Here is a 13,695-nt window from a genome sequence, read left to right as displayed (position 1 = left end):
GGTGTCGCAGATCTGCAGCAGCAGCGCCCACTCCTGTGCGGCGCGCTCGAGCTCGGCGCCCTCCTGGCCGGAGGGCGGCAGGTCGGCGGGCAGGCTGCGCCGGTGCAGCTCGCACGCGAGCCCGAGCAGGCCCGTGCGCTCGTCGGGCAGGCCGAGCGGCCGGTGCAGCCGGTGGGTCTGCGCGGTCCCGTCGACCGGGGTGACGCCCTGCCACTCGCCGTCGCCGAAGGCGACCCGCAGCAGGAGCAGGCCCGGCGGGAGGTCTCCGGCCGCCGGGCCTGCTCCGGGAAGGCCCGGGCCGTCGCGGTCGAGCCCTAGGCGTCGCCCGCGGGCTCGTCGGGCTCGGGCGGCACGCGCAGCAGCAGCGGCACGCCGTCGTAGCCGCCGAGCTCCAGGCTGAAGCTCTTGAGGTCGTCGACCACGCCGACGGGCTCGTCGGTGAACATGTCGATGACCTCGGCGCCCGGCAGCAGGTGCTCGGAGCGCACGGTGCCGGCCACCGGCTCGGGCCCGAAGTTCAGGACGGTGACCTGCAGCCGGTCGTCGCCCAGGCGGTGCACCATGACCAGCAGCGCCTTGTGCGACACGTCGGGGACGTCGAGCTGCAGGCCCGACGGGAGCCCGTAGCGCCGGCGGACGTCGATGATGCGCCGCAGGCCCGCGGCGAACGACGACGGGTCGCCTAGCTGGTCGGCGAGCGTGCCGTACAGGCTGCGGGCCCGCGGGAGCCCGCCCTCCGAGCCCGAGGCCTCGGGGTTGAGGCCCATGAGGTCGTGGGCGCCGCGGTTGATCCAGCGGGTGTCGCCGTCGGCGATGAGGTCGGCGACCTTCGCGGCGTCGATGGTCAGCATGCCGGTCAGGTCCCAGCCCGAGAGGGCGAACACGCCGGGCTGCAGCGCGTTGTACATGGCCAGCAGCAGGTGGATCTGCTTGACGCGCTCGACGTCCTCGTCGGCCATCGCGTCGGGATCGGCGATGCCCAGGACGGCGCTGATCGCCGAGGCCGTCGTGCAGGCGATGCCGTTGGTCGTGAAGCGCCGGTTGTACGGGGCGTGCGGGCCCGTGAGCGTGTCGGTGAGGTCCGCGCGGATGCGCACCGAGAGGTCGCACCCGCTGATCTCCTCGCCGCCGAACGTGAACAGGTCGTCCTTGTGGCGGGTGGCGAAGTGCACGAGCTCGTGGGTCAGCTCGTCGTGGTTCTGCAGCGCGTGCACGAGCGACGCCGAGCCGACGCCGAGCTCGAGCGCGAGGTTCATCGTCAGCCGCAGGAACTCCGTGTCGCCCAGGCACAGCGCGTGGTGGTAGGCCGGGCGGTTGATGAAGTCGTAGGAGAGGTCGGCCCCGGACTCCGACATCGTCTTGATGTCGTCGATGGTCAGGTTGAGCTCCTGGAAGGAGAAGCCGCCCATCTTGCGGACCATGGACGCGATGAAGTGGTTGGCCGCCTCCGAGAGCGGGTGGCCCTCCGACCAGGCCGGCAGGTCCTCGGCGCTCTTCTCCACCCCGAGGAAGCCGTTGGCGTCGAGCCGCAGGGCGCCCGAGCCGAGGTCGGCCAGCGCGTGCAGCGCGTCGCCGATGACCAGGCGCATGCCCGCGAAGGACGGGTCGAGCCAGTTGATCGACGGCTGCCCGGCCTTGAAGTAGTGCAGGTAGACCCAGCGGCGGTCGACCCCGTCGATGCCGGTGACCATGCCGGTGGCGCTCCAGTTGGTCTCCTTGACGCCGGTCTCGTAGAAGATGACCCGCTGCAGCCGGCCGATGATGTAGCCGGCCGAGGCGAGGTTGGCCTCGCACTCGGCGTCGAGGTTGGCCGAGTCGCGGCCCGCCGGGACCTCCGGCAGCAGGTGCCAGTCCTCGGGGGCGACCGACACCATGTGGTAGATGCCGGGGTAGTCGGCGTAGGCCATCTCGGCCAGCCGGAAGTCCGCGCCCTTGCCCGTGTGGCCCGGGACGATGTCGTCGATGACGGTGCCGTCGTGCTCGGCGGCGATGGCGCACAGCGCCCGGAACTGGTCCTCGGTGCCGAACGCCGGGTCCATCTGCATGCTGATGCGGTCGAAGTGCCCGTCGACCGACGGCGTGAGGTCCCAGCCCTTGATGCCGCCGGCCTGCTTGACCGGGCCGGTGTGCACGGCGTCGATGCCGATGTCGCGGAAGGCGGCCCACAGCTCCTGGTTGGCCAGGCCCGACAGGAAGCTGTCGCCCTTGCGCGCGATGAACGACAGCGGGTAGGCGGTGAACCACACGGCCGCGCGCTCGACGGCCGCCCGGGGATCGGGGTGGGCGAAGGGGTTCTGCCACATGCTGCCCTGCCCCGAGAGCTGGATCGCGAGCTGCTTGGCGTCCCAGAGCATGGACTGCTCCACGAGCCACTTGACGTAGGACTCGTTGCCGGCGTCGGGGGAGCCCGACAGCGCCGAGCGGATGACGTTGCGCAGCGCACGGCGGGCCGACGGCCGCAGGCGTCGCGGGCGGGCCGGGTAGAACTGCTCGTCGTAGGTGATCTCGGAGGGCTGGCGCTCCTCGGCCTCCTCGACCACCCCGGTCGTGCGTTCGTCGATCTGGCTCATCGGAGGTTCGGTACCCATTCCACCCCCGATTGTGACGGGCGTCGCGTCCGGGCGCGACGGGCGGACGGTCAGCCCGTGACGGACCGCGGGGCCGGCGCGCGGTGGGCGCGGTGCCCGGCGCGCACGACCACGGCGAGGCCGCCGACGTCGCGCGCCTCGGCCACCGGCTCGCCGTGCGTGGCGGCGACCACGTCGGCGCGTAGCTGAACGTGACGCTGACCTGGCGGACGTCGCCGATCGCGCCGTCGCCCACGAGCCCAGCGGCCCCCGGGTCTGGGGGTGGAAGCGGTAGGCGAAGGCCTCCAGCAGCGCGACGCCCGCCTGGCGGGTGGCGTCGAGCACCCGGCCGGCGGCGACGGCGCCGAGCGCCAGCGGCTTCTCGCGCAGCACGTGCTTGCCCGCGCGCCGTGGAGCTGGACGGGGTGCCCGACGACGAGCTGCGACCGGCGCTGCGCCGGATGGCCGGCGAGCGGGCCGCGACGTTCGCGGTCCTCTCGTGCGTGCTGGCCGGCGCCTACCTCCTGGTGCCCGAGATCCGACGGGGCATCGGCTACCCCGGGCAGGCCGCGCGCACGGCGCCGTTCGACCAGGCCGCGGGCGAGATCATGGACGGCGTGCTCGATCCGGTGCTCGAGCGGGGGCCGATCCACCGTGCGGTGCCGCGGCAGGCCGCGGCGGACGCAACCTGAACCGACGTAGCGTTGTCCTGCCACGGACGAACGGGTTAGGGTCGGTCTCCCATGCGCCCCCTCCGCCTCCGGGCCTCCCTCGCGGCGCTGGCCGCCCTCGTGCTCCTGCTCGCGATCGCCGCGCCGGCCTTCAGCGCCGACAAGCCGTTCGCGGTGGTGGTCGCCAATGCCGACGGCACCACGCCGTCCACCTTGGTCGCCGCGACCGAGGGCACCGTCAAGGTCACCTACACGAACCTCACCGGCCAGCAGCAGCTCGGCTCGTCGAACCTCGTCGTGCCGGCCGCGCTGCGGATCGTGAGCGCCTCGACCTCGCAGGGCAGCGCCACCGTCTCGGCCGGCACGATCCTGCTGCGCAACCTCAACCTCGCGCCCGGCGCCTCGTTGACGGCGACGCTGCGCGTCGTGCCCGACTGCACGGCGCAGACGCTGACGTGGGCGCCGCCGGTCACCAAGCAGGCCAACAACTACAACGGGCCGCCCGGCAACGACCTGAGCCTCGACGCGACCCGCAGCAGCCTCACCACCGTCGTGAGCGGTGGTTGTGCGCTGCGGTTCGTGTCCACCGCCCAGCCCGCGAACGCCCGGGTCGCCCAGACGATCAGCGCCCAGGCCTACACGCCCGCCGGGCCGCCGGTGGCCGTCGAGGTCGTCGACGCGGCCGGCAGCCGCATCGCCGTCGACGGTCTGCCGGTTGCCATGGCGATCGGGACCAACGCGGGCGGGGGAACGCTGTCGGGGACGGCGACCGCGACGACGGTGGGCGGGGTCGCGTCGTTCTCGACCCTGAGCATCGACAAGGCGGGCGCGGGCTACACGCTGCGGGCCTCGAGCAGCACCGCCACGCCGGCGACGTCGGCGCCGTTCAGCATCGTGGAGGTCGGCGTCGCCTGCGCCGAGGACGTCGACTGCACCGGCAGCCTCGGGATGACGAACACCAACGCCGCGTTCGGCGGTGCCTCGAACGTGTCGGTCACCGCCATCCAGGGCCCCTTCGCCGACATCGACGCCGGGTTCCTGACGATCTCGCGGGTCGGCGGTCCGCTGGACTGCACGGGCTACACGGAGCTGCTGTCGGCCGCCGACACCTTCGCCGTGGACTTCTCGGCGCCCGATCGCGAGAAGCGCGTCGTGGTCACGATCGACAAGAAGGTCATGAACGCCGTCTCCAACAACGGCGCCGCGTTCCTGGAGGGCTGCTTCGGGGCGCCGTTCCGCTTCGCGACCAAGCCCGGCACGCCGCTGGAGATCAACGGCGACTACACGCCGGGGCCGTACCCCGCGCCCGAGTACAAGGGCCTGCTGCCCGACTGCGGCGGTTCGGCGGTCCTCGACGACCCGACCGTTCCCGGCGTGCAGGGCGCGGTGATCTCCGGCGCCGGGGCACCGTGCATCGAGAAGCGCAACAAGACCGGATCGGGCGACGGCATCCTCACGTCGCGCTGGCCCGCCGGCAGCGCGGACCCGCGGATGCGCTGACCGACGGCTAGGAGGCGCTGCCCTGCCCGGACGCCGCGGGCTCCAGTGGCGGCACGGGCAGGGCCCGGACCCGCAGGCGCAGCAGCAGCTCGTCGCGCGTGGCGGGGACCACGAGGCCCTGCCGGCCGATGAGCGCGCCGAGCGCCTCGAGCGCGTCGATCGCGGCAGCCACGTCGTAGTCGAGCTGCTGGGCCCGGGCGTGCTCCAGCGAGGTGCTGAACGCGTCCAGTGCGTCGGCCGGGCGGGCGAGCTGCGCGAACGCGTAGCCGCGCACCCGGTGGAGCATGGGGCCGACGCGTCCGTCTCCATCGCGTCCGCGCAGGACACGTCGCGCCAGCGTCAGCGCCTCCGGTGCCCGGAAGGCGAACGCATGCGCCTCGGCCATCAGCGCATCGGCCCACGTGGCGTCGTCCTCGGCGCCGAGGCGCCGGAAGTGCGCCGTGGCCTCCGCCAGCAGCTTCTGCGCTCCGTCGTGGTCCCCGGTCCGCACCGCCGCGCGCCCCAGCAGCGCGGTCGCGAACGCGACCCCGGCCTCGTCGCCGGTCGCCGCCCAGACACGGCGCGCCCGCGCCAGCAGGCGCTGCGCCTCCTTCAGGTGCCCCTGGTCGATGAGCACCTCGGCGAGGTTGCAGTCCCCGAACGCCGCCGTGGCGGTGTCGCCCGCGCGCAGGCTCGCGTCGGCGGCGCGGGCGTAGAGCTCGACCGCCTCGTCCCAGCGCCCCGAGAGGTAGGCGATCCCGCCCATGTTGTTGAGCACCGCCGCCTCGCGGTCGGCGTCGTTGAGGCGGGTGTAGATCTCCAGCGCGCGCTCGGAGTGCCCCGGCTCCCGCGGGCGGCCCGAGAACGCCAGCGCCCAGTCGAGCACGCACAGCGCATGCGCCAGCGCGGCCTCCTCGCCGGCAGACTCGGCGTCGGCGATGGCCTGCCGGGACAGCTCGACGGCCTCGGCGCTGCGGCCCTGGCGCTGGCGCAGCTGGGCCATCGAGGCCACGAGCCGTGCACGCACGGCGGTGGCCTCCCGGCCCGGCAGGCCGTCGAGCTCGCGCAGGCCGCGTGCGAACCAGCTCGCGCCACGCGCCGCCCGCCCGGCGCGCTCGACGACCACGGTGCCATGGTGGTGCAGCAGCTGCGCACGGCGGACGGGGTCGGCGCCGGCATGGCGGCGCGCGGCGGTCAGCGCCTCCATCGCCCGCTTCGGCTCGCCGGTGCGCGTGTACGCGGTGGCGAGCGACTCCCAGATCGCGGCGAGCTCGGTCGAGGGCGGCTGGACCGAGCGCGCGGCGGTCAGCGCGCGCCGGTAGAGCAGCGACGCACCGGCGAAGGCGAAGTGCTCGGCGGCGCGGTCGGCGGCGATGCGGGCATACCGATAGGCGCGCGCGTGATCGCCTGCGGCCAGGAAGTGCAGCGAGAGCAGGCCGCCGGCCTCGTCGGCGCCGTCGCCCAGCTCCTGCTCGAGCCGGTCCCCGGCCACGCGGTGCAGGCGGCGGCGGGTCGCGAAGGGCAGCACCTCGTAGGCGGCGTCGCGCACGACCGGATGGCGGAAGCGCACGTAGCCGTCGCCGTCGTCGACGAAGACGTCCGACAGCCGGTCCCAGGCCGCGGCGTCGGGGACCGGGATCTCTCCGAGGTAGCCCGCGTCGAGATATCGCGGATGGAAGCTCACCGGTAGGACCGAGGCGTGGCGCACGAGCGCACGGTCGGTCTGGGCGAGGCGGTCGAGCCGCGCCATGGCGGCCGCCTCGATGCTGTCGGGCAGCGGCCCGTCGTGCCCGTCACCCGCGGCGGCCAGCAGGTCGAGGAGAAACTGCGCGTTGCCCGCCGAGCGAGCCACGATCTCGTCGAGGCGATGCGGCGGGAGCGGCGCCGAGCCGGTGATCTCCTCCGCAAGCGCGAGCGCCTCGTGGGGCGCCAGCGGCTCGACGCCGAGGCGGACGGCGTCGGCCGGCGCGACGTAGCCCGCGTCGGTGTCGCGGCGCGTGACCGCCACGAGGCAGCCGATCGCGTCGATCCGGGCCGCCACGGAGGCCAGCAGCTCGGCGGACTCCGCGTCCATGTGATGGACGTCCTCGATCTCGATGATGGTCCCGTCATCGAGGCGGGCCTGCAGGAAGGCCACGACGACCTCGTGCAGCCGGGCCGTTCGAAAGCCCGGGGCGAGCTGCCGGACCTCCCTCGACGGCTCGACGTCGACGTCGAGCGGGATCGCCAGCAGCGCGAGCCACGGCATGAGGTCCGGGGCGCTCGCGCCCACCGCCATCCGCAGCTGGGCGACGACGGTGTCCGACGGCGCCTCCCACCCGACGCCGAGCAGCTGTCGCAGGAGCTCGCGCCAGGCGCTGTAGGGCGAGGCCGAGGTGTAGGCCTCGCACGTGGCGTGCAGCACGGGCCGGTCGCCGGCCAGGCCGCGCAGCTCGTGCACCAGGCGGGACTTGCCCATCCCGGCCTCGCCGGAGATCTCGAGCAGGAGGCCGCCGCCGTCCTCGGTGGCGCCCAGCGCGTCGCGCAGGCTTGCGATCTGCCGGTCGCGGCCGACGAGCGGGAAGTCGGCGATCGGGCTCTCGCGTCGCACCGAGCTCGTCGCGTGCCCGACCGACCAGGCGCTGACCGGTCGCGACTTGCCCTTCACCATGAACGGCTCGAGCGCCATCGTCGCAAAGCGCGTGGGTGACCGGTCCAGGACGGACTCGGTGGCGTAGACCTGCCCGTGGGGCGCGCGCGCCATCAGCCGCGCCGCGAGGTTGACCGCGTCGCCCATCACCGTGTAGGTGCGGCGGTAGTGGGGACCGATGTCGCCGGCGAACACCCGCCCGCGGTTGAGGCCGATGCTGATCGCCAGGGGGCCGTCGCCCTCGATGATCGCCCTGGTCGTCAGCAGCATCCGCTCCTCGTCGTCGCCGGTGGCCCGCGGCGCCCCCGCGGTGAGGATGAGCTTGCCGCCGTCGCGATCGCTGTCGCTGCTCAGGAAGCACACGTCGTGGTCGTCGGCCGCTCGCTGCACGCGCTCGACGAGCTCATGCAGCGCCTCGGCGGCGCCCACGGCACCCGTACGCGCGATAAGCCCGTCCACGCCCGCGAAGTGCAGGAACGCGGTGGTGACCGTGCGATGCTCGGGCGTCTGGGGACCGGCCTCGACGTGCCGGCGCACCGCGACCGGGACGCAGGCGGCGAGTCGCTCGGGGGAGATCTCCGGCGCGGGCGCCGGGGCGAAGGCGCCGGGCTCACCGGGCGGCTCCCGGACGAGCAGGCGGCCCGGGCCGCACGGGGGGCCGAGGCAGCGCGCCGGCAGGTGCGCTGCGGTCTGGTGGCTCACCACGACCTGGCCCGCCCGCGCCGCCTCCTCGACCTCCAGGGTCGTCGTCGCCGCCGGGCCCGCGACCAGCAGCTCGCGATGCGAGGTGCCGACGACGAACAGGTGCGCCAGACCGCTGTGGACCCCCACCGTCATGCGCAGCTGCACCGCGGCGCGCGGGGTCTCGATCCGGCCCACGGTCCGCAGCCGGCGTCGCATGAGGAGCGCCGCCCGCGCCGCACGCACCGCATGGCCCTCGCCGTCGAACAGGAGCAGCAGCGCGTCGCCGCCGAACTTGAGCAGGCCGCCGCCCTCGGCGTAGGCCACCTCCAGCAGCGACGCGAAGCAGGCCCCGATGGCGTCGGCGAGCTGCTCGGCGCCCTCGGGTCCGATCCCGGCGAGCCGCTCGGAGAGCTTCGTGAAGCCCGACACGTCGACGTGGACCATCGAGGCATCGACGGCGTGCACCGACGGCCGGCCCGGCTCGCCGACGTGCCGCATGAGCACCCGCGGCACGTACGGCAGCATCTGCGCGCCGTCCGGGGCGTACACCTTCAGCGCATCCTCGGGTCCTCCGCGCGCGCCGGCAGCCTGAGGGCGACGAGCACCTCGCCCTCCGGCTGCCTCCGGCGCTTGGCGATGCACGGATCGCTGGATGTGATGAGCCGGTCCGAGCCGTCGGGGTCGCGGTCGTCGGCGTCGTAGGCGCGGCAGTCGGGCAGCCGTCCGACGTACCGGGTCTCGGGCACGCCGTCGGCGTCGGAGCCATGGTTCGTCGTCGTCCGCAGCGTGAACCCCGATCCCGGGATGCATGCCGCGTCGACGACGACCTGCACCTGCGTCGAGGCGCCGTCGGCGAGGTCGAGGCCGGACAGCGAGATCGTGCTGCCGGCCAACGTGCCCCGGGAGGCCGACACGACGGTCGCGGAGGACGGCACGGTCAGCGTGACCGTCCGCAGGCTCTGCTCACCGCGGTGGGCGGTGATCGACGCGGTGAGCGTGGCGCGCTGCCCGGCGCCCAGGGCGACGGCGTGACGGCGACGTCGTAGCCGTCCCCATCGCTGTCGACGAGGGCCACCTCGAGTTGCGCATCGACGGAGCGCCGGTCGCCGCGGTCACGCGCGCGGACGGCGAGGTGGTTCTCGCCGCCGTGCAGCGTGCCGGCGGGGAACGTGACGTGCGGCGGGTCGCTGTCGGCGCAGCTCTCGTGATTGGCCACACCGAGATGCCGGTAGGAGGCGCCGTACGGAACGAGGGTGAGGGTGGCCGCGCGGGCGGTGCCGACGAGGCTCGGCAGCACCGGGCCGGCCAGGGTCACGGTGAGGAACGACCGCCAGGTGCGCACGCGGTGCACCGTACAGAAGCACGTTGGTGTACGGACAACCGGTCCGGTGATCTCCCTTCCCCATTGCCGCCCTGCCTCCTGCGGCTCACGGCCCCCGTCTCGCTGTCGGCCTGCCGGGCGTTCGCGCAAGGGGCCCGTGTCGGCCGCGGGTCCCGGTCCGGTGAGCGGCGCTGCGCGGTCGTGGTCCGGTCGCGCACCGGTCGTGGACGCCGATCCAAGCGCCCGCGGCGGGCGGCCCGCCCGGCGCGCGGCGCGCGAGGCGCCTCCGCGGCCCCCCACGCCGGCCGGCTGCGCTGAACCGGTACAACTCGGTGCATGGCTGCGTCCGAGGTCACGATGGTCGACGCCGGGGGCGCGAGGTTCGCGTGTCCAGCTCCGACCGCATCATCTTCCCGGCGACGGCGCGCACGGCCGCGCTCACGAAGCTCGACGTCGTGCGCTACTACCTCGCGGTCGGGGACGGCATCATGCGCGCGCTCTCGCACCGGCCGACCACGCTGGAGCGCTGGCCCAAGGGCGTGCACCCCGACATCGTCGTCTCCACGCGTGAGAAGGGCGGCGGCGACGCGTTCTTCCAGAAGCGGATCCCGCGCGGCGCGCCCGACTACGTACAGACCTCGCGGATCGAGTTCCCGTCGGGCCGGCACGCCGACGAGGTCTGCCCGACGGAGATCGCCGTCGTCGGCTGGGCGGCCCAGATGGGGACGATCACCTTCCACCCGTGGCCGGTCCGCGACACCGACGTCGACCACCCCGACGAGCTGCGCATCGACCTCGACCCGCAGCCGGGCACGGACTTCGACGACGCCGTCCGCGTCGCCGCCGAGGCACGCGCCCTGCTCGAGGAGCTCGGCTACGCCGGCTTCCCGAAGACCTCGGGCGGCCGCGGTGTCCACATCTACGTGCGCATCGAACCGCGGTGGACGTTCACCGACGTCCGCCACGCCGCGATCGCGTTCGGCCGCGAGCTCGAGCGCCGGCTGCCCGGGCAGGTCACGACGAAGTGGTGGAAGGAGGAGCGCGGCGAGTGCATCTTCGTCGACTACAACCAGAACGCGCGCGACCGCACGATCGCCTCGGCCTACAGCATCCGCCCCAAGCCGGGCGCGCCGGTCTCGGCGCCGGTGACCTGGGACGAGCTGCCGGCCGTGCAGCCCGAGGACTTCACCGTGGCCACGATGCCCGCGCGCTTCGCCGAGGTCGGCGACCGGCATGGCGCGATCGACTACGTGCACCACTCGCTGCAGCCGCTGCTCGACCTCTACGAGCGCGACGGGGCGGGGGAGATGCCCTACCCGCCCGACTACCCCAAGATGCCGGGCGAGCCCAAGCGCGTGCAGCCCTCGCGCGACCGCGACCGCCCGCGCGACTGACTCACGGCGCCTGGGGCAGCTTCTTGGCGCCGCGCCGGGCGGCCGGCGCCGACGGGGGCGGCACGACCGGCCCGATGTCGCCGTCGGGCGCCTCGTCGAGGTCGACGATCACCGGTGCGTGGTCGCTGGGGCCCTTGCCCTTGCGGGCCTGCCGGTCGATCCAGGCGGCGCGGACCCGGGCCGCGACCTCGTCGCCGGCCAGGACGAGGTCGATCCGCATCCCGAGGTCCTGGTGGAACATGCCGGCGCGGTAGTCCCAGTAGGTGAACACGCGCTCGCCGGGCCAGCGCTCGCGGACGACGTCGTGCAGGCCGAGCGCCTCGAGCTCGGCCAGCGCGGCGCGCTCGGGCGGGGTGACGTGGGTCTGGCCGACATAGGCCTCGGGGTCGAAGACGTCCTCGTCGGCCGGCGCGATGTTGATGTCGCCGAGCACGACCGAGGTCGCCGACCCGGCCGCGGCCACCTGCTCGCGCAGCGCGGCCAGCCACGCCAGCTTGTAGCGGTAGTGCTCGGAGTCGGGCGTGCGGCCGTTGGGGACGTAGACCGAGGTGACGCGCACGCCGGCGCACGTCGCCGAGACCGCGCGGGCCTCGGGATGGGGGAAGCCCGGCGCGTCGTCGCCCAGGCCCGCGACCACGTCGTCCAGGCCCACGCGCGAGAGGATCGCGACGCCGTTCCACGCGGCCTCGCCGTGCAGCGCCACCTCGTAGCCGCGTCCGGCGAGCTCCTCGCCGAGCAGCGCCGTGAACGCGTCGTCGGCCAGCTTGGTCTCCTGCAGGCAGACCACGTCGGGCCGCCGCTCGTCCAGCCACGGCAGCAGACGCGGCATCCGCTGCTTGACCGAGTTGACGTTCCAGGTCGCCAGGCGCATCGCTCCCAACGGTACGTGGTCGCGCCGGCACGGCGCCGCGCCCGCCCCGGCGCGTGCGTGTTCCGTGACGGTCGTGGTCACCTTGACGTGCATATCGCCGGTCAAGGTGACCAGGGCACCGGCGGACGACGCCCGGGGCGCCCTACCCGCTCCGTGCGTCCAGGCGCTGCAGCAGCTCGTGGGCAGCGAGCTCGATCGCCTTGTGGCGCCACTCCGCGGCGCGGTACATGCAGGCGATCAGGCCCATCCGGTGCACGCGGCGCAGGTCGCCGTAGGCGAACGCGTAGCGCGCCTTGGTCTCGTCGGCCGCGCCGTCGGTGAGCCCGAGGTGCCAGGCCGCGTACTCCTCCCAGCCGTGGCGCTCCAGGTAGGCGTTCTCGGCCTGGGCCCCGGGCTGCACGCGGCCCCAGTCGCTGCGCAGGACGTACTGGCGGGCGTCGATGAGCCGCTGCGCGTGGGCGGCGGCGGCCGGGTTGACGGTGTAGGAGGCCACGGGCTGCACACGGTCCTACCCGACCTGGCAGCCTGCCGGACATGAGCGACACGCCCGCGATCCGCGACGACCTGGCCGAGGTGCTGCGCCGCCGCGCGCTGACCGAGGACGCCGCGCGCGCCGAGGCCGTCGCCCGGCGCCACGAGCGCGGAGGCCGCACGGCGCGCGAGAACGTCGCCGACCTCGTCGACGAGGGGTCCTGGGTCGAGTACGGGCGCTTCGCGATCGCGGCCCAGCGCGCGCGCCGCGACGTCGACGACCTCGTCGCCAACACGCCGGCCGACGGCCTGGTCGCCGGGACCGCGCGGATCGGCGGGCACCCGTGCGCCGTGCTGGCCTACGACTACACGGTGCTGGCCGGGACCCAGGGCATGCTCGGACACCAGAAGAAGGACCGGCTGTTCGAGCTCATCGAGCGCCTCGAGCTGCCCGTCGTCTTCTTCGCCGAGGGCGGGGGCGGCCGGCCGGGGGAGACCGACTTCCCCGCCGTCTCGTGGCTGCACACGCGCGCCTTCGCGTTCTGGGCGCGCCTGGCCGGCCGCGTGCCGCGCATCGCGATCGTCAAGGGGCGCTGCTTCGCCGGCAACGCCGTCATCGCGGGCTGCTCGGACCTCATCATCGCCACGCAGGACGCGTCGCTGGGCATGGGCGGCCCGGCGATGATCGCCGGCGGCGGCCTCGGCGATGTCGCGCCCGACGACGTCGGCCCGATGAGCATGCAGGAGCCCAACGGCTGCGTGGACCTCGTCGTGGCCGACGAGGCCGAGGCCGTCGCGGTCACCAAGGTGCTGCTGGGCTACTTCCAGGGCCCGGCCGAGGCGTTCACGGCGCCCGACCAGACGCGGCTGCGCGACCTGCTGCCCGAGAGCGGCCGCCGCGCCTACGACGTCGTGCCGGTCATCCGCGGGCTGGCCGACGAGGGCTCGGTCACGGTGCTGCGCCCGAACTTCGCGCGCGAGATGGTCACCGCGCTGGCGCGCATCGAGGGCCGGCCGGTGGGCGTCCTGGCCAACAACACCAAGTACGTGGCCGGCGCGATCATGGCCGAGTCGGCCGACAAGGCCGCGCGCTTCCTGCAGCTCTGCGACGCGTTCGGCCTGCCGGTGATCTCGCTCGTCGACACGCCCGGCTTCATGGTCGGGCCGCGCCACGAGGCCAGCGCCCTGGTGCGCCACACGTCGCGGATGCTCGTCGCCGGCGCGGCGCTGACCGTGCCGCTGCTGGCGGTCGTGCTGCGCCGGGGCTATGGCCTGGGCGCCCAGGCCATGGTCGGCGGCAGCCTGCACGAGCCCGTGCTCACGGTCGCCTGGCCGGGGGCGCACCTGGGCCCGATGGGCCTGGAGGGCGCGGTGCGCCTGGCGATGCGCCGCGACCTCGAGGCGATCGCCGACGAGGCCGAGCGCGAGGAGCGCGTGCGCGAGTTGACCGCGGCGGCGCAGGAGAACGCCAAGGCCATCAACGCCGCCGAGCTCTTCGAGCTCGACGACGTGATCGACCCCGCCGAGACGCGCGCCGTGCTGGCCGCGACGCTCATCGCGGCCGGGACGCCGCAGGCCAGCGGGCGGACCGTGGACACCTGGTAGCGC

12 protein-coding genes are annotated in these 13,695 nt (G+C 74.4%); 5 read left to right on the top strand and 7 right to left on the bottom strand.

Annotated elements, in window-relative coordinates; translation table 11 throughout:
* Positions 1 to 102: 102 nt before the first annotated feature.
* Entirely contained in the window at positions 103 to 318 is a 216-nt protein-coding gene (locus FSW04_RS00245; RefSeq protein ID WP_146915035.1) for a hypothetical protein, read from the top strand.
* On the opposite strand, the gene treS is transcribed toward FSW04_RS00245, so the two are convergent.
* Complete coding sequence (gene treS / locus FSW04_RS00240) at positions 315 to 2,570, bottom strand: maltose alpha-D-glucosyltransferase (protein WP_146915033.1); 2,256 nt, start codon at positions 2,568 to 2,570, stop codon at positions 315 to 317. The two genes, FSW04_RS00245 and treS, sit on opposite strands and share 4 nt — an antisense overlap.
* A gap of 68 nt (positions 2,571 to 2,638) precedes the next feature.
* Complete coding sequence (locus tag FSW04_RS27705; RefSeq protein ID WP_267128278.1) at positions 2,639 to 2,761, bottom strand: hypothetical protein; 123 nt, start codon at positions 2,759 to 2,761, stop codon at positions 2,639 to 2,641.
* Between the two features lie 216 nt (positions 2,762 to 2,977).
* Here FSW04_RS27705 and FSW04_RS00235 point away from each other — a divergent pair, with 216 nt between their 5' ends.
* Positions 2,978 to 3,259, top strand: coding sequence for a hypothetical protein (locus FSW04_RS00235; RefSeq protein ID WP_146915030.1), 282 nt, complete (start codon positions 2,978 to 2,980; stop codon positions 3,257 to 3,259).
* A gap of 51 nt (positions 3,260 to 3,310) precedes the next feature.
* Positions 3,311 to 4,738, top strand: a complete 1,428-nt coding sequence (locus tag FSW04_RS00230) for a hypothetical protein (RefSeq protein ID WP_146915028.1) — start codon at positions 3,311 to 3,313, stop codon at positions 4,736 to 4,738.
* A 7-nt stretch (positions 4,739 to 4,745) separates the two neighbouring features.
* Here the strand turns inward: FSW04_RS00230 and FSW04_RS00225 are convergent, their stop codons facing one another.
* The 3 genes from FSW04_RS00225 to FSW04_RS00220 are packed head-to-tail and all read right to left on the bottom strand — an operon-like array spanning position 4,746 to position 9,372.
* Entirely contained in the window at positions 4,746 to 8,579 is a 3,834-nt protein-coding gene (locus FSW04_RS00225) for an AAA family ATPase (protein ID WP_187369108.1), read from the bottom strand.
* A 2-nt stretch (positions 8,580 to 8,581) separates the two neighbouring features.
* Entirely contained in the window at positions 8,582 to 8,965 is a 384-nt protein-coding gene (locus FSW04_RS25445) for a hypothetical protein (RefSeq protein ID WP_187369107.1), read from the bottom strand.
* Between the two features lie 2 nt (positions 8,966 to 8,967).
* Positions 8,968 to 9,372 carry a hypothetical protein gene (locus FSW04_RS00220; RefSeq protein ID WP_146915024.1) on the bottom strand — a complete coding sequence of 135 codons (405 nt, stop codon included), beginning with the start codon at positions 9,370 to 9,372 and terminating at the stop codon, positions 8,968 to 8,970.
* 365 nt (positions 9,373 to 9,737) lie between these two features.
* Between FSW04_RS00220 and FSW04_RS00215 the strand changes: the two genes are divergently transcribed.
* Entirely contained in the window at positions 9,738 to 10,745 is a 1,008-nt protein-coding gene (locus tag FSW04_RS00215) for a DNA polymerase domain-containing protein (RefSeq protein ID WP_228430759.1), read from the top strand.
* Position 10,746: 1 nt separating this feature from the next.
* On the opposite strand, the gene FSW04_RS00210 is transcribed toward FSW04_RS00215, so the two are convergent.
* A complete protein-coding gene (locus FSW04_RS00210; RefSeq protein ID WP_146915019.1) occupies positions 10,747 to 11,616 on the bottom strand; it encodes an exodeoxyribonuclease III in 870 nt (289 codons plus the stop codon).
* A 142-nt stretch (positions 11,617 to 11,758) separates the two neighbouring features.
* Positions 11,759 to 12,109 carry a hypothetical protein gene (locus FSW04_RS00205; protein WP_146915017.1) on the bottom strand — a complete coding sequence of 117 codons (351 nt, stop codon included), beginning with the start codon at positions 12,107 to 12,109 and terminating at the stop codon, positions 11,759 to 11,761.
* 41 nt (positions 12,110 to 12,150) lie between these two features.
* Between FSW04_RS00205 and FSW04_RS00200 the strand changes: the two genes are divergently transcribed.
* Positions 12,151 to 13,692 (top strand): acyl-CoA carboxylase subunit beta, encoded by a 1,542-nt coding sequence (locus FSW04_RS00200; protein WP_187369106.1) that lies wholly within the window; start codon positions 12,151 to 12,153, stop codon positions 13,690 to 13,692.
* Positions 13,693 to 13,695 lie beyond the last annotated feature (3 nt).

Source organism: Baekduia soli (genome assembly GCF_007970665.1).
In the GTDB taxonomy this organism is placed as follows: domain Bacteria; phylum Actinomycetota; class Thermoleophilia; order Solirubrobacterales; family Solirubrobacteraceae; genus Baekduia; species Baekduia soli.
This window is presented reverse-complemented; position numbering and strand designations above follow the sequence as displayed.

Bases quoted from the DNA above. Each gene is read 5' to 3' on its own strand.
- treS (WP_146915033.1), bottom strand. From the start codon at position 2,570: ATGAGCCAGATCGACGAACGCACGACCGGGGTGGTCGAGGAGGCCGAG.
- FSW04_RS00230 (WP_146915028.1), top strand. From the start codon at position 3,311: ATGCGCCCCCTCCGCCTCCGGGCCTCCCTCGCGGCGCTGGCCGCCCTC.
- FSW04_RS00210 (WP_146915019.1), bottom strand. From the start codon at position 11,616: ATGCGCCTGGCGACCTGGAACGTCAACTCGGTCAAGCAGCGGATGCCG.
- FSW04_RS00200 (WP_187369106.1), top strand. From the start codon at position 12,151: ATGAGCGACACGCCCGCGATCCGCGACGACCTGGCCGAGGTGCTGCGC.